Source organism: Deinococcus yavapaiensis KR-236 (genome assembly GCF_003217515.1).
GTDB classification, from domain to species: domain Bacteria; phylum Deinococcota; class Deinococci; order Deinococcales; family Deinococcaceae; genus Deinococcus_A; species Deinococcus_A yavapaiensis.
Genome location: NZ_QJSX01000015.1, coordinates 72,013 through 87,045, shown reverse-complemented (window position 1 = coordinate 87,045; position 15,033 = coordinate 72,013). Strand labels below are relative to the sequence as shown.

Here is a 15,033-nt window from a genome sequence, read left to right as displayed (position 1 = left end):
GGTGACCAAGATGGAAAACAACCTGAAGATCCTCACCAAGACGGCCCCGAACTTCTCGCCCTCTCGCTTCAGGAGCGTGCCACTTGTTCAACTTCTTCCAACCGTCGCCGTGTAGGCGCCCATGGGGCCCATAGTGCCCCGACTTCAAGACCTCGACTTCGACGGCTTCTCGGACGCCGCCAACGAACGCCGAAGTGTCAAGACGCGTCGCCCCCGTGCCACGCGCCGCTCGGTCCACGCGTTGGAAACGCAAGGAGAGCACGACGACGTCGTCTTCAACGATCCGAGCCTCGCGGCGCTGCACGCCAAGGGTTTGCTGGAGGAACTGCTCGGCGAGCTCAAGAGCGGTAAGGAAGCGGTCGTGTACCTCGCGCGCACACCCTTCGGGCCCGCCGCGCTGAAGTTGTACAAGGACCTCGCCGTCCGCTCGTTCAAGCAAGACGGCGTGTACCGCGCGGGCCGTTACATCGGCGACGACCGCATCGAGAAAGCCATCCGCCAGCGCACCTCCACGGGCGTGGACGTGCAGCAAGCCTTGTGGGTGATGCACGAGTATCGAGAGATGTGGACGTTGTACGAAGCGGGCGTGCGTGTGCCCAAACCGTTCGTCGGGCCGGGACCGAAAGAATGCGCCGAGGCAGGTCGGGCGGTCCTGATGCAACTCGTCGGTACCGACGACCGCCCCGCTCCCCGCTTGTCCGACGCCCGCCTTTCGCGAGAGGACGCCCTCGACGCTTGGCAGCAAAGTCTCGATCTGCTCGCCGCCCTCGTTCGCCTCGGCCGTGCGCACGGCGATTTCAGCACCTACAACCTGCTTTGGCACGACCGACTCGTGTACGTGATCGACTTTCCGCAAGTCGTTCACAAAGCCGAGAATCCCGCCTTCGACGCCTTGCTCGCCCGTGACGTGAAGTCGCTGTGCACGTCCTTCTCGCGCCACGGGCTGCATTTCGATTCCGCTTCCACCTTGCGTGACGTTCTGCGCCGCGCGAAGCGCTGACTTCAGGAGACCGATATGCCGAACTGCTCGACCACCATCCGCCTTCCTCTTCGCTTCGCCGCAGCGCGCGGCCCACCTCGAAAGAGCGACGAGCCTTCAAGTCCTCACGAACTTGGCGAGCTGCCGAATCACGGCGAGGTGATACGCCACGTGCGTGACCTCGGCAATCGCTCCACCGACTTCGTCCACGTCCCAGACTTCGCGTGACGCCACTTGGCGCCGCAACTCGTGGTACTCGTCGTGCAGGGCGCCGCGTAACTCGCGCCATGCCTCCTCGCTCACCTCCTGCACGTCCCAACTCCGCTCCCAATCCAGGGCCATCGTCTCGCCGCGAAGCGCGGCGTTCGTGGCGGCGAGGTGAAAGCGAACGTGTTCCGCGTGCGCCGCGACCGAGCTGCCCAAGGGCGTCGGCTGGGAAGCGCTTCGCGCCGTGAAGTTGTTGAGCGTGGCGAACAGCCCCGCGTTGACGTTCTGGTCGAGGTAGTACGACCATTCCTGCTGCGCGCCCTCGAAGGTTTCGGCGAGGACGTTGAGAAAGCCATCCCAGTAGACGTCGTTCACGGGGAGCATCATAGAGGCCGCTTCGCCCGAACGGCGAATACGACTCACCCTTCGCGGAATCATGATGACTCGCGCGAGCGTAGGGCGTGGCGCATGCCCGGACGTCCTTGGCGCTTCGCGTGTGTACCCACGTCTGCCGGCGCCGCGTTCGAAGCGACCCCAGAAGTCCGTGAGATCCCTTGAAACGTCAAATGCCGAGCCCACCGCGCGGGTGGACGTCCACCCGCACGCGCCCGGCGAAGCGCGTGTCGAGGGCGGAGAGCAGCGTGTCGAGCCGCGCCTCGTCGCGTACACGCAGCAACAAATGGTACGGATAGGCGCCCTTCAACTTCGGAATGGGGGAAGGCGAAGGTCCCAGCACCTCTCCTTCCTGAGCGCCCCCGCCGTATAGCGCCGCCGCGACGGCCTCGGCGGCACCTCGCGCCCGCTCTTGGTCGCGCGCCGTCACCTCGATGTGCGCGAGGCGCGCGTACGGCGGGTACTTCAGCGTTCGGCGCGCGAGTTGCTCCAACGAGGGGTAGTGCGCGGCGTCGTGCCCGTCTACCACGCTCACGAGGGCCGGATGCGTCGCTTGAAAGGTCTGCACCAAGAGCATCGGCGCGCGGCTCGCGTGCCACTCCAGCAGTTGCCGCAAGAGGCGGTGGTACCGCTCGGACGCGCGAAAGTCCGAGACGTTGAGCCACGTGTCGGCGAGCGTCACGCCGATGAGGGCCAAGTCGGGCGGCGCGGCGCGTGTGAGAAGCGCCTGCGTTCCGACGATCACGGCGCTTTCGCCCGCGTCCACCTTGGACAGATCGTCTTGGCGGTCCTTGTCGAAGCGCAGCACCGGAAAGTCAGGCAGCACCTTGCGAACTTCCGAGGCGATCCATTCCGTGCCCGGCCCCTTGGCTTGCCACATGCGTTCTCCGCACGCCTCGCAGCGTTCGTGCAGCCGCTCACGGTAACCGCACTGGTGGCACGTGAGCTGGCGCGTTTCCTGGTGGAAACGCAAGGGGACGTCGCAGTGCTTGCACATCGGGGTGTGCTCGCACGACGGGCAGCGAAGCAACGCCGAGTAGCCTCGCCTCGGCGCGAGGAGAACCGCTTGACGGCCGCGCTCGGCGACTTGCCGCAGCACCTGCACGAGGTCGTGCGACAAGGGATAGCCTTGTCTGCCGGGCCGAAGGTCCGCGCGCGAGAGCGGGCCGAGCTCGGGCGCGGCGATCGGAGCGCCGAAATCCACGACGTGCACGCGCGAAGGTGGCGGCGGCAGCACGACGCCCGGCACGTTCAGCACTTCGGGGCTGGGGACGCAGCCCGTCCACGCGAGAATGCACTCGGCGCTCGCCGCCATGCGCCGCGCGACTTCCGGCACGAAGACGCTTCCACCTCCGCGCAACTTGTGCGCGTCGCTGCCCTCCTCGTCCACGACGATCAAGGCGAGGTCCGTCACGGGCGCGCACAAGGCGGCGTGCGTGCCGATCACCAGACGAGCCGCGCCCGACCGAACGAGCTCCCACGTTCGCTCGCGCTGCTCGCCGCTCAGCGCGCCCGAGAACAGCACGGCTCGCCCGCGCTCCTCGCTCGAAAGGCCCGACAGGTGCGTCCACGCCCGCGAAAGGGTCATGTGGTCGGGCGCTATCACGATGACGGAACGGCCGATGTCCAGCACGCGCGCGATTCTGGCCGCGAGCAGTCGGTACCGCTGCGAAGCGCGGCCTCCGTGAACGCGCCACTCGTCCGCTTCGGGCACCGTGTCGAGGATCGGCTTGGGCGTCTCGCCGATCGGCGGCAAGTCGGGCCACGGGGCGGGAACGTCCACCCGCTCGGCCCATCCGCGGTTCAGCACGCCCGTCACGACGGACGAACTCACCCGCGCGAGTTCAGCCCACTCGCTGAGGGTCGCCACGCTTTCACGTCCGCGCAGCCAATCCCATGCGACCGTCTGCTTCGGCGTGAGAAGCTCGCGGCCCGCCTCCAGCGCGCGAATCACGCTGACGGTGCGTCGTGCGGGCGTCACGCGCTCTTCGAGCAAGCCTTGAGCGCGAATCGCGTCGAGCAAGCCCGAGTCCATGTTCAAGCCGTTCGTCCACGCCGCGCTCGGCACGTCGCCTCCGAACACGTCGAGATTCGCTCCGTCCACGGCCCGCACACGGTGCGCGAGCTTGGCGTCCAGCCCGACGCAGACGAGTTCGCACAGCAGCACTCCCAAGGGCACCCGCGACAGCTTCGACTCGGCGAGCAGGGCCGACACGAAGGCCGAGTGCAGCCAAGGTCCGCCCTCGGCCGCGTCCAGCAGGGTCACGGCGTCGCGCAGGCGGTGCGACGCACCGTGACCCTCCCCGACGACCACGCCGATGCGCAACTCGCCTTGCCACGGCACGACCACTCGGTGCCCCACGGGAGGCTCGCCGACGAAACCGTGCGGTACGCCGAAGTCCAGCGGGCCGAGCGGTAAAGGCAGCGTGACGGACCACGCGGAAGCGTGCATGAATCAGTACGCCCGCGTGTGAACCGTCGCGCCGCGCGCCTCCAGAAGATTCGTCACCGCGCCCACCGCCGCCTTGATGCCGCTGGTGACGATCACGCCGCCGAAACGATCGAGCTTCACGAGCGTCCGCCCGTCTTCCTTGGGAAGAATCGCGACGAGCGCTTCTTGCGTGAGGTCCTCCTCCTCGACGTGCGCGAGAATCGCCCACTCGTCGCGGCGCGCGGCGCGGTAGGCGTCGAGCAGGACGACGGTCGTGCTTCCGTGACGAACGACGGTCTTCTCGAAGTCCTTCAGATCGAAGGTGGACGGCAAGGTCAAGATGGCGTGCGGCAAGTCGTTCGAATCTCCTTCCACGGCGAGGCCCGGCACGACCGGGCGCGAATGGACTTTGAACTTCGCGTGCTGTGCGCCGAGCCCGAGGTCCTTCCACTTCAGCGCGTACTTCGTGCGCAACGTGGCGGGCGGCGGCTCGGTGAGCTCGACGTCGAACCAGCCGCTTTCGCGTCCTTCTCGCACGCCGAACTCGAAGTACTCCTCGTGGTCGGTCGTGAACCACACTTCTCCGCCCGCCGCGAGTCGGCTCGCAGCGAGGCCGAAGAACGGACGGCGTAGCAAGCGGTGCTCCTCGTGCCCTGCCTTCGGCCACGGATCGGGAAAGTTCACGACGATGCGCGCAAGGCTTTGCGGCGGCACGACCGAGCGCAGCAAGGTCATGGCAGGCATCTTCGTGAGGTGCGCGTTCGAAAGGCCGCTCGCCTTCAGGCGGCGCTGCGCTTTGAGCAGGCTCACGCCCGAGAGCTCCACGCCGAGGTAGTTCACGCTTCGCTCGACCGTGCCTTGCTCGGCCCAGAAGCGCCCGTCGCCGAAGCCGATCTCCAGCACCCACGGCCCGTCGGGATTGTCGGGGTAGAGGCGCGCGATGGAATCGGGAAAGCGGAAGTCCGACAACCTCAGGATCACGAAGTCACCTCACGAGCGCCGAGCTGCGCGGCGAGCGCGGCGGCCTCCGCGAGGACGCGTTCGTAGGACGCGTCGCCCGGACGGCAACGGCCCACGGCGTACACGCCTTCGAAGCGCGTGCAGGCGAAGCCCGACAATTCGCTCGAAGCGAAAGTCTCGTACGCCACCGAGTACGGCACGCTGCCGTCCTCGCCGCTCCACATGTCACGCCTCGCCGCGAACGCCACACCCGACGCGGCGAGGTCGCGCCACAAGAAGTCGTACGCGATCTCGCTGAGACGACCGGCCTCTTCGGTGAACTCGCCCACCGACAGCCGCCCGCTGAGAAAGCTTCCGACGGCCAGCACGACGACGTCCGCCTTCAGCGTCGGCCCTTCCCAGGTGTGCAGGACGTGCGGCGAGCCGCTTTCCAGCCTCGTCACGCACGACTGCAAGAGGTGGATGCCGCTCGTGCCCTCCAGGATTCGCTTCACCTCGCGGTGAAGCGCCCAGTTCGTATCGTCGGGCGCGGCGGCGAGGCGCGCGTGTTCGAAAAGCGAGTCGATCGGAAAGGCGCGCGGCACGCGGGCATGGAAGAGGTTGCCGACGCTGTCGAGCGATTGGGTCACGAGCAGGACGTCGAACCGCTCGCGGGCGAGGCGCCACGCGAGTTCCGAACCTGCCAAGCCCGCTCCGACGATCGCGATGTCGTAGCGATGGCCGGGTTGCGGTAGAGAGCGAGAAGACGAGGACGGCAGCATGGGGGAGCAGTCTAACGCCGTGTTTCACGAAGCGGTCATGCCTGGCTCACTTGACAAACTGCCGCGTTTCGGCGCTTGCTCACCCGTCTCGACTGCGCGCGCGTCGTCGCTCACCCAGTCGCTCCACGATCCGGCGTACAAGCGCGTCTCCTTGCCGAGCGACCGTCCCGAGAGTTCGAGCGCCACGAGGTTCACGCACGCCGACACGCCGCTGCCGCAGTACACCGTCACCGGGCCGTCGGGCACGAGTCCCAGGCGTTCACGCTGCTCGTCGGCCCGTCGAAAGCGCCCACGGTCGTCGAGCGCCGTCGCCCAATCGAGGTTGTGCGCGCCCGGAACGTGCCCGGCTTTCTTGTCGATGGGCTCCACGTCTCCGCGAAAGCGAGCGGGCGCCCGCGAGTCCAGCAAGGTGCCCGGCAAGCTCGGCACGTCCTCGGCCCGCACCAGCCACTCCTCGTGCGGCCGAGCGGTGAAGGTCGCGCGAGGATGCTCGACGGTGGAGCGCTCGACGTCGCCGCCGCTTTCCTGCCACGCGGGCCAACCACCGTCGAGCACGGCGACGTCGTCGTGCCCGAGCCAGCGCAGCAACCACCAGGCGCGCGCGGCGAACATGCCGTTGCCGCCGCGCGGATCGTCGTATACGACGACACGGTGTCCGTCGCCGATGCCGAGGGCTTCCAGCCGCTTCGCCAAGGTGAACGGTTCGGGCAGCGGGTGACGTCCTCCCTGACCGGACCTCACCTTCGGGCCGCTCAAGTCGCGCTCCAAGTCCAGGTAGACCGCACCCGGAACGTGACCTTCGCGGTACGCGCCGTGCCCTGCCCCGGAATCGCCGAGGGCGAATCGGCAGTCGCACACTCGCACGTCGGGCTCTTGGAGGTGCTCGGCGAGCCACGCCACGGACACGATCGGTTTCGGCAGCATGCCCTCAGCTTACGAGGCGCGCGGGCAAACTTCCTGAAATCGACTTCACACCTTCTGGCCGACGTGCAGAGCCGCGACGCCGAACGTCAGCAGACGGTAGCGCGCTCGAAAGCCCGACGCGAGCATCATGTCGGCGAGACGAGCGGGCTCCGGAAACGCCATGACGCTGGCAGGCAGATAGGTGTACGCGCCCACGCTGCCCGACACGAGCCGTCCGATGGTCGGAAGCACGTGGCGGAAGTAGAAGCGGAACAGCGCGCCGAACGCTCCTCGCGGCGGCGGCGGGAACTCCAGGATCACGAGGCGACCGTTCGGCCGCAGGACCCGATGAAATTCGGCGAGGCCGCGCTTGTAGTCGGCGAAGTTGCGGAAGCCGAACGCGCACGTCACGACGTCGAACGACGCGTCCTCGTACGGCAGGTTCAGGGCGTCGCCTTCCTCCAACTGCACGTCCAGGCCTCGCGCGGCGGCCTTTTGGCGACCGATTTCCAGCATTTGCGGAACGAAATCGCACCCGATCACCTCGGCGTCGGGCGCGGCCCGCTTGAGTTCGAGCGCGAAGTCCGCCGTGCCCGTCGCGACGTCCAAGACGCGCTTCGGGTGGAGCAGCAACGCTTCGCGGGTCGCCGCGCGCCGCCAGCCTTGATCCACGCCGAGGCTCAGCACGCGGTTGAGAAGGTCGTACTTCGGGGCGATCTCGGCGAACATGTCGCGCACGGGATCGGCTTTGTCGAGGCGTTCGCCGACGGGCGGCGTGGAGGCGCGGAGCCGCATGAGAAGCAGCCTAGCATGTGCGCCAGGTACGCCTAAAGGACGATGAGCGTTCCTCGCCCTTCGGCTGATCCGCTCTCCGCAGCCACTTTGTAGCCTGGAGTCATGAACGCGGCGATCGAACCTCATCATCTCGTCGCCCTGCTCGCGTCGCCTTCCCAGCGCGTGCGGGTCGCCGCCATTCAAGCCTTGAGAACGCGAGGTCAGGAGGCGCTCGACGCCTTGCGTCTCGGAAGCACCCACGACGACGCGAACGTCCGGCATGCCTGCCGCGCCTTGCTGCGCGAAGTGACTCCCCGCTCCTCGTGGCGCGCCGCCTTGCGGTCACGCATCGGGCACGCCCTGCACGTTCCGAACTTCCTCCCACTTCGCTGACAGTGTCGGTGGGAAGTACACTGCGCTCGTGCGCGTTCTCGAAACTTGCCTGTACGTCCACGACCTCGACGAGGCCGAGGCTTTCTACGTGAACGTGCTCGGCTTCCAGGTGTTCGCGCGCTTGGCGGGCCGCCACCTGTTCTTGCGCGCCCAGGACGCCATGCTGCTGCTCTTCGATCCGCGAGAGAGCGTCAAGCCGGGCAGCACGCCGGTACACGCGGGCTCGGTTGGCGGCCACGTCTGCTTCGCCATGGCGCCTCAGGAGGCCGAAACGTGGCACGCACGCCTCGTCGCCGCCGGCTTGTCGGTGACGCGCTACCGTTGGGGCGAGCGTGGCGAGAGCTTGTACTTTCACGATCCGAGCGGCAACCTCCTTGAGCTCGCCCCGCCGCGCATCTGGGGTTTGTAAGCCGGGGCGGTTTGATACAGTCGACGTCGTGCGCCGCCTTCACCTCGTTCGGCACGCTCAAACTCGCCAAGACTCGACCGTCGCCTCGCACGCTTGGCGCCTCACCGACCTCGGCGAGCAGCAAGCCGTCGAACTCGCCGAGCGCGTCGCCACGCTGAGCTTGTCGCGCGTCGTGACGAGCGAGGAACCCAAGGCGGTTCGCACGGGCGCCGTCATCGCCCGAACGCTTCACCTGAAGGCTGAGACTCGTCCGGGCCTCGCCGAGCACGCCCGGACGACCGCGCCGTACTTCGACCGTCCCGAAGACTTCCACGCCGCCATCCGCGCGCTGTTCGCCACGCCCGCCGAGCGTGTCTTCGGAGAGGAAAGCGCGAACGAAGCCCACGACCGCTTCCGAGCCGCTTTGACCGCCTTCATGGCCGAGCGGGAACAAGACGAACTCGTCGTCACGCACGGCACGGTGCTCAGCCTTCTCGTGACGCGGGCCAACGACCTCGACTCCTTCGATTTCTGGCAACGTGAACTCGCCATGCCGATGCTCGTCACGTTGACGTGGCCGTCGTTGAAGCTTGTCTCGATCTTCACGCCTCCGCGCGCGACGAGGAGCGCCGGATGACATGCTTGTCGTCTAGACTGAAGGCATGACGGTCCTCAGCGTGACGGTCGTTCCGCACTTCATCGCGGGGCGACGCGTGGAAGGCGGTCCTTCCGCCCGAGTCTTGGAACCCGCGACTGGCCGCGCCCTCTACGACGTTCCGCAAGGCGGCGCCGAAGAAGTGCGCGCGGCCTTGGACGCCGCCGTGAAGGCATTGACGCAAACGCGGCAACTGCCCGCGCATCGCCGGGCGGATCTCCTGAGGCGAGCGTCCGCCCTGCTCTCGGAGCGCGCCGACGAGTTCGCCCGCGTTATCGCGACCGAGGCGGGTAAGCCTCTCAAGGCGTCTCGGATGGAGGTCGCGCGTTCGGTCGAGAACCTCGCCTTTGCCGCCGACGCCGCCTCGACGCTCGCCGGGCAGACGGTCCCGCTCGACGCGTCGAAGTTCGGCGAAGGCAAGTTCGGCTTCACCGTTCGCGCGCCGAGGGGCGTCGTCGCCGCCATCAGTCCGTTCAACTTCCCGCTCAACCTCGCCTTGCACAAAGTCGGACCGGCCCTCGCGGGCGGCAACACCGTGGTTCTCAAGCCCGCGCCGCAAACGCCCCTCACGGCCTTGATGCTCGCCGAGCTTCTCACCGACGCAGGCTTTCCGGCGGGCGCCGTGAACGTCTTGCACGGCGGCGCGGAACTTGGCGGCGTCCTCGTGAGCGCGCCCGAAGTGGCCATCGTGAGCTTCACGGGCAGTCCCGGCGTGGGCGAAGCCATCAAGAAGGCGTCGGGTCTCAAGCCCGTCGTGCTGGAACTCGGCAACAACGCCGCCAACATCGTCGACGAAAGCGCCGACCTCGACCTCGCCGTGCGCAAGCTCGCCGCTTCGAGCTTCGCGTACCAAGGTCAAGTCTGCATTCACCCGCAACGCCTCATCGTGCACGAGGCGGTGTACGACGCCTTCAAGGAGGCGTTCGTCGCCGCTTCGCGCGCCCTGATCGTCGGCGATCCACTCGATCCTGCCACGGACGTGGGTCCCCTCGTCGACGAACGCGCGGGCGCACGGCTCGCCGAGTGGATTCGAGAAGCCGTCGATCTCGGCGGTCGCGTCGTCTTGGGCGGCACGGCAAACGGGCGTTACCTGCCGCCCACCATCCTCGAGGACGTTCCGCCGCACGCCCGAATCGTGCGCGAGGAAGCTTTCGGGCCCGTCGTCGTGCTGTCGCGCGCCACGACGTTCGATGAAGCGATTCGTCAAGCGAACGACAGTCGGTACGGCTTGCAGACGGGCGTCTTCACGCGCGACCTCGCCAAGGCGCTCGTGGCGGCGCGCGACGTCGAAGCGGGCGGCGTCATCGTGAACGACGCCAGCACCTTCCGCGTGGATCAGATGCCGTACGGCGGCATCAAGGACAGCGGCTTCGGACGCGAAGGCGCCTTGGCGAGCGTCGAGGAGCTCACCTACTTGAAGATCGTCGTGCTCAGCACTTGACCGAAGGCCGCGAGCCCTTCACGACGCGTCCGACGACCCGGGGAGAAGCAACGGCGGCGCTTTCCACAAGTCGCCGTTCTCCAGGGTCGTCGTCGCGTCGTCGTTGTGCATCAGCTGCGGGAAATCCGGGCGCTTCAACAAGGCCAGCGCCGCCCTCACCACGGTCGGGTCGAACTGAGTGCCCGCCTGACGCTGCAATTCCTCGCACGCTTCCTCGTGCGACCACGCCCGTTTGTACGACCGCTGCTGCAACAGTGCGTCGTACACGTCGGCGACCGCCACGATGCGTCCTGCCAAGGGGATGTCCTCTCCGCTGCGCCCGAAGGGGTAGCCGGCGCCGTCCCACCGCTCGTGATGCGTCAAGGCGATCTCCTCGGCGAGTTGCAGCAACTTCGACCTTCCCCCCGACAAAATCCGCGCTCCGATGACGGTGTGCGTCTTCATGTGCTCGTACTCCTCGGGCGTGTACCGCCCGGGCTTGAGCAGCACCGAGTCCGGAATGCCGATCTTGCCGACATCGTGAAGACGCGCCGCGATGCGAAGACGCGTCGCGTCTTCTTGTGACCAGCGCAGTTCTCTCGCGATGAGCCCCGCGAGGTGACCGACGCGCCACGTGTGCTCGCCCGTCAAGTCGTCACGCGACTCGCCTGCGACGGCAAGCCGCGTGACGACTTCCAAGTGCGCCTGCTCCAACTCCTGCGTACGAGCCCGAACGAGCGCCTCGGCTTTCGCCTGCGCTTCTTCGGCCGCCTCGCGCCGAACCCGCTGCACCTCCGCCTCGTGTTTGGCACGCTCCAAATCGAACCGCGCGGTCAACTCGCGGGTGCGCCGATCGCCCTGCTCGTTGAACAGGGCCTTGTCCTGCTCGTGGTACGCCTGGAAGTGGCGCAGCGCGCTGGAGAAATCGCCCGCCCGCTCGAAGACCTCCGCCAAGGCGAGGTGCGCTTCGGCGGCGCTTTTCGGGCTGTCCGCCTCGCCCGCCAACGTCAAGGCCATCGTGAACGACGCGACGGCCGATTCGAAGTGCTCGCGCCGCGCCTGAGCCTTTCCGAGAGCGATCGTCGCCTCGAGCTTGACTTCGAGGTCGCCGATCTCCTCGGCGATCTGCGCGGCTTCCAAGTGGGCGCGCTCCGCCGCGTCGAAGTGAGCTCGAAGGGCCAAGATGCTTCCCAGTCCGTTGAGGGCGTTCGCTTCGCCCCAACGCGAATTGATGGCGTGAAAGAGGCGCTGGGCGTTCTCGAACGATTGCTGCGCCTCCTCGAGATCTTGAAGGCGCACGAGAGCTTCACCGATGTTGAGGGTGACGACGGCCTCGACGTAGTTGTCCTGCCGACTTCGAGCCAGTTCCAAGGCGCTGCGAAGATACTCGTAAGCTTTGCTCGGCTCGTTCAATTGCAAGTAGAGATGCCCGAGATTGGTGAGGACGTTGTTCTCGGTTCGCGCGTCACTGACTTCCTGCCGAAGCAGGTCGTAGGCGCCGATCAAGTACTCCAAGGCGTCGGAGTACTGACCTCGGCTTACATACAGCAAACCGATGTTGCTCGCGATCTTGGCTTCCGCGCTCTTGTCTTCGAGGTCTCGGTACAATTGCAGCGCGCTTCGCAGGCGCGACAAGGCCTCGTCGAACAAGCCGCTGCGGTGATCTACGCCCGCCAGCAAATTCAAAGCGGTCGCCTTGACGGCCCGCAGATCGTTCTCGTCGGCGAGGGTCAGGGCCGCTTGCAACTGTTCTTGTGCCAGCGGAAGTTCGCCGATCGCCAAGAACAAGCGCCCCAAGGTGATCAAGGCTTCGCAACGTCCCTCGTCGTCGTGCAGCGCTTCGAAGTCTTGCACCGCCGAGGTGAGGACGGGAACCGCCCGTTGACTGTCCTCGCTCGTGGCGTACACACGTCCCCTCAACAAGTTCGCGCGCGCCGCTCCGTCGGGTCGTCCGTTGGCGACGGCAAAAGCATGAGCTCGGTCGGCAAGTTCGAGACCGCTTTCCTCTTGTGCCGACACGGCTGCCTCGGCGGCAGCGAGCAGGGCTGCCATCGTGTCATGCGGCCCGAGGTCGGGGAGAGAGGACGAAACGGGATCGGTCATGCAGGCTAAGCTCCTAAAGACGAAGCGAACGATGGCGGGATTTTCCCGTCGTTCGCTTCACCATGATAAGTCGTTCGAGCCGCGTCAGTAAGAGATGGTGCTGGCCAGGAACTGCTGCAAATCGACGCGGCCTTTTCCGAGCATGTCCTTGTACAGGCTGTTCTGCCCGTTGGCGTACACGTCGTCACTCTTGTCCAGAAGGTTTTTGACGAGCTCTTCGGGCTTGACCGTTCGATTCTGCCCGAGGGCCAAGGCCAACGCGCCCGAGATGATGGGCGCCGACATGGACGTTCCGCTCCAAGCGGCCTGAAGGGTGCCCGGGTAGGTCGAGTAGATCCCCTCGCCGGGCGCGACGATCTCCAAGCGGTCCTTCATGAAGTTTGAGAACGACGACTTGGTGTCGAATCGGTTGATGCTGCCCACGCTGACGCCATACGCGTCGAGGCCTTTGAGCGACATCAACTGAGCGGGGTAGGTGATGGCCGCTCGATTGTCGTTGCCCGCCGACGCGATGACGAAACGCCCCGCCTTCGTGGCGCGCTCGACCGCGAGTTGTACCACCTCGTAGTTTTGGGGGCTGCCAAGGCTGAGATTGATGACTTGGGCGTTCATGGCGACGGCGTGATCGATGGCGAGCGCGACGCTGAGGGCGTCGCCACCTCCGTCGGGCCCGAGGACGCGAAGCGGCAGAATCGTCGCGTTCGGCGCGATTTGCAGCACGATGCCCGCCACCGCCGTTCCGTGGCCGTATCCGGCGTTGCCCCGCGTTCCCGCTTCCTGAGGTGACGCGTCGCCGTCGACGAAGTCCTTCCACTCGGAAGCGGGCGCGAGCGAGTACGCGAACGCGGAGTGGGTAAGATCGATGCCCGTGTCGATCACGGCGACTTTCACGCCCGCCCCGAGATTCTTGGCGAGGCTCGATTGGGCGCGTTCCAACTCGATTTGGTTGAACGAGGCCGAGTTTTCCGGCACGGGCGTGAAATTGCCGCCCGACCAGATGCCGACCGAGCCGCCCGACCAAATGCCGACCGAGCCGCCCGACCAGATGCCGACCGAACCTTGCGCGACCATCGTCGCGCTGGCTTCGAAGGTGTTGATGTTTGGCTGCGGCACGTCGGACGTCCCGAGCGCCCGAACGCGCCGCTGCGCCTCGTCTCGTTGCGAGGACGTGAAGCCCACGATGGCGTAGCCTTGGGACGCGTCGAACGTGTAGACCTGACCGCCGAATTTCGCGGCGATGCCTTCAGGGGTGTCGCTTGGCCGAACGGCGACTTGCATGACGTACGCCGGTCGAGCCGAGATCTCGGCACGAGGCACGTCGACCTGAGCGCATCCCGCGATCAACCCGAAGGTCAGCGCGGCGGCAAGGGGACGTGTAAGCGCACTCAATTTCATGAATTCCAGCCTCCAGGCGTCGAAAAGAAGGCAAGCCGAAAGTCCGACTTCTGAACCTCGACATGCTCTACCCTCGAAGTCCTTCTTATAACGATCTTACACGCCTCTTACGCCTCTTTGCAATCAGGCTCATAGAGAGGGGGGCTGCGGGCGTTTCGTCGTAATCTAACTTTTATTTTCCTCGTTTCACGCTCATGAAGCCCTCGGTCGCGCGCTGCGTGAAGCCTCGTTCACGCGACGGTCCGTCGCCGTCCATACCGCCCTCCTACGGTGAGGCATGCCGAACTCCACGACATCGTTGCTGCGCACCGTCGTCGCCACCGGCGCGCTCGCCCTCGCGTCCGCCGCCGCTCGTGAGCTGGTGCGCAAAAAGCCTGCCAAGACGCTCGACGGTAAAATCGTCGTCGTGACGGGCGCTTCTCAAGGCATCGGTCGCGCGATCGCGCTCGCGTGTGCTCAGCGCGGCGCGACCGTCGTTCTGGCCGCCCGGCACCGAGACGACCTCGAAACGGTCGCGCGAGAAGTTCGTGAACTCGCCGCGACGGCGCTCGTCGTGCCGACAGACGTGCGTGACCGCGCGCAAGTGCAGCGGCTCGTGTCGGAGACCGTTCGCGCCTTCGGCCGAATCGACGTCATGGTCAACGATCCCGGCGAAGCTTTCGTCGACTCGATCGAACACTCGGAGGAGACGCGCGTTCGTGACCTCTTCGAACTCAACGTGATGGGAATGCTGTACGCAGTGCAGGCCGCCGTGCCCGTCATGCGCGCACAGGGAAGCGGGCACATCGTCAACCTCGCGTCGGTCGCGGGCCGCGTGGCCTTTCCTTACCAGGGAATCTACTGCGGCACGAAGGGATTCGTGGAGCTCATGACGCAAGCGCTGCGTCAAGAGCTCATGCACGTCGAGAAGACCGGCGTGAAGGTGACGGCGGTGTTGCCGGTGGCGGTGCGCACGCCCTTTTTCGACAAGGCGACGAACGTGAAGGAGGGCGGACGCGGCGCGCACCTCGTGCGGCCCGTGCTGGAGGCGAGCCAAGTCGGGGAGGCCGTCGCGAATGCGATCGAGCACTACCGCCCCGTCGTGTACCCCTACCCGGCCGCGAAGCAGTTCGCGGTGCTGTACGACCTTCTGCCCGGAGTCACGGACAAGTTGATGAGCTTCATGCGCCCCGACGAGCACACGAGCTTCGTCAACTACAAGGAGCGCGGCAGTTTGGCCGACCGCAAGCCGCACACGCCGGTCGTGGAGGGCGGCGGCCTGCACAACTGAC

14 protein-coding genes are annotated in these 15,033 nt (G+C 66.5%); 6 read left to right on the top strand and 8 right to left on the bottom strand.

Annotation, left to right across the window (positions count from 1 at the left end; all coding sequences use genetic code 11):
• Positions 1-133: 133 nt before the first annotated feature.
• Positions 134-1,000 (top strand): RIO1 family regulatory kinase/ATPase domain-containing protein, encoded by an 867-nt coding sequence (locus DES52_RS17220; RefSeq protein ID WP_245901095.1) that lies wholly within the window; start codon positions 134-136, stop codon positions 998-1,000.
• Positions 1,001-1,096: 96 nt separating this feature from the next.
• Here the strand turns inward: DES52_RS17220 and DES52_RS17215 are convergent, their stop codons facing one another.
• The 6 genes from DES52_RS17215 to ubiE all read right to left on the bottom strand — a co-directional run bounded on the left by DES52_RS17215 (position 1,097) and on the right by ubiE (position 7,429).
• Positions 1,097-1,561 carry a hypothetical protein gene (locus tag DES52_RS17215; RefSeq protein WP_146237344.1) on the bottom strand — a complete coding sequence of 155 codons (465 nt, stop codon included), beginning with the start codon at positions 1,559-1,561 and terminating at the stop codon, positions 1,097-1,099.
• A gap of 187 nt (positions 1,562-1,748) precedes the next feature.
• The gene (gene priA, locus DES52_RS17210; RefSeq protein ID WP_110888064.1) at positions 1,749-4,031 is read right to left on the bottom strand and encodes a replication restart helicase PriA; all 2,283 of its coding nucleotides are present in this window, start codon (positions 4,029-4,031) and stop codon (positions 1,749-1,751) included.
• Positions 4,032-4,034: 3 nt separating this feature from the next.
• Positions 4,035-4,991: a class I SAM-dependent methyltransferase gene (locus DES52_RS17205; protein WP_110888063.1), complete on the bottom strand. Its 957-nt coding sequence runs from the start codon at positions 4,989-4,991 to the stop codon at positions 4,035-4,037.
• Positions 4,988-5,731, bottom strand: a complete 744-nt coding sequence (locus DES52_RS17200) for an FAD-dependent oxidoreductase (RefSeq protein WP_110888062.1) — start codon at positions 5,729-5,731, stop codon at positions 4,988-4,990. The genes DES52_RS17205 and DES52_RS17200 overlap by 4 nt, the downstream gene beginning before the upstream one ends.
• A 24-nt stretch (positions 5,732-5,755) precedes the next feature.
• Positions 5,756-6,655, bottom strand: coding sequence for a sulfurtransferase (locus DES52_RS17195; protein WP_110888061.1), 900 nt, complete (start codon positions 6,653-6,655; stop codon positions 5,756-5,758).
• Between the two features lie 45 nt (positions 6,656-6,700).
• Positions 6,701-7,429 carry a bifunctional demethylmenaquinone methyltransferase/2-methoxy-6-polyprenyl-1,4-benzoquinol methylase UbiE gene (ubiE, locus tag DES52_RS17190; RefSeq protein WP_110888060.1) on the bottom strand — a complete coding sequence of 243 codons (729 nt, stop codon included), beginning with the start codon at positions 7,427-7,429 and terminating at the stop codon, positions 6,701-6,703.
• Between the two features lie 102 nt (positions 7,430-7,531).
• On the opposite strand from ubiE, the gene DES52_RS17185 reads away from it, so the two are divergent.
• The 4 genes from DES52_RS17185 to DES52_RS17170 are packed head-to-tail and all read left to right on the top strand — an operon-like array spanning position 7,532 to position 10,285.
• Positions 7,532-7,801 (top strand): hypothetical protein, encoded by a 270-nt coding sequence (locus tag DES52_RS17185; protein ID WP_110888059.1) that lies wholly within the window; start codon positions 7,532-7,534, stop codon positions 7,799-7,801.
• A gap of 28 nt (positions 7,802-7,829) precedes the next feature.
• Positions 7,830-8,210 carry a VOC family protein gene (locus tag DES52_RS17180; protein WP_110888058.1) on the top strand — a complete coding sequence of 127 codons (381 nt, stop codon included), beginning with the start codon at positions 7,830-7,832 and terminating at the stop codon, positions 8,208-8,210.
• Positions 8,211-8,238: 28 nt separating this feature from the next.
• Positions 8,239-8,826, top strand: a complete 588-nt coding sequence (locus DES52_RS17175; protein ID WP_170131108.1) for a histidine phosphatase family protein — start codon at positions 8,239-8,241, stop codon at positions 8,824-8,826.
• 25 nt (positions 8,827-8,851) lie between these two features.
• Positions 8,852-10,285: an aldehyde dehydrogenase family protein gene (locus DES52_RS17170; RefSeq protein WP_110888056.1), complete on the top strand. Its 1,434-nt coding sequence runs from the start codon at positions 8,852-8,854 to the stop codon at positions 10,283-10,285.
• 18 nt (positions 10,286-10,303) lie between these two features.
• On the opposite strand, the gene DES52_RS17165 is transcribed toward DES52_RS17170, so the two are convergent.
• Together DES52_RS17165 and DES52_RS17160 are read right to left on the bottom strand one after the other, a co-directional pair.
• Complete coding sequence (locus DES52_RS17165; RefSeq protein ID WP_110888055.1) at positions 10,304-12,367, bottom strand: HD domain-containing phosphohydrolase; 2,064 nt, start codon at positions 12,365-12,367, stop codon at positions 10,304-10,306.
• Positions 12,368-12,451: 84 nt separating this feature from the next.
• Positions 12,452-13,762 carry a S8 family peptidase gene (locus DES52_RS17160; RefSeq protein ID WP_110888054.1) on the bottom strand — a complete coding sequence of 437 codons (1,311 nt, stop codon included), beginning with the start codon at positions 13,760-13,762 and terminating at the stop codon, positions 12,452-12,454.
• A 277-nt stretch (positions 13,763-14,039) separates the two neighbouring features.
• Here DES52_RS17160 and DES52_RS17155 point away from each other — a divergent pair, with 277 nt between their 5' ends.
• Positions 14,040-15,032 carry an SDR family NAD(P)-dependent oxidoreductase gene (locus tag DES52_RS17155; protein ID WP_110888053.1) on the top strand — a complete coding sequence of 331 codons (993 nt, stop codon included), beginning with the start codon at positions 14,040-14,042 and terminating at the stop codon, positions 15,030-15,032.
• Position 15,033 lies beyond the last annotated feature (1 nt).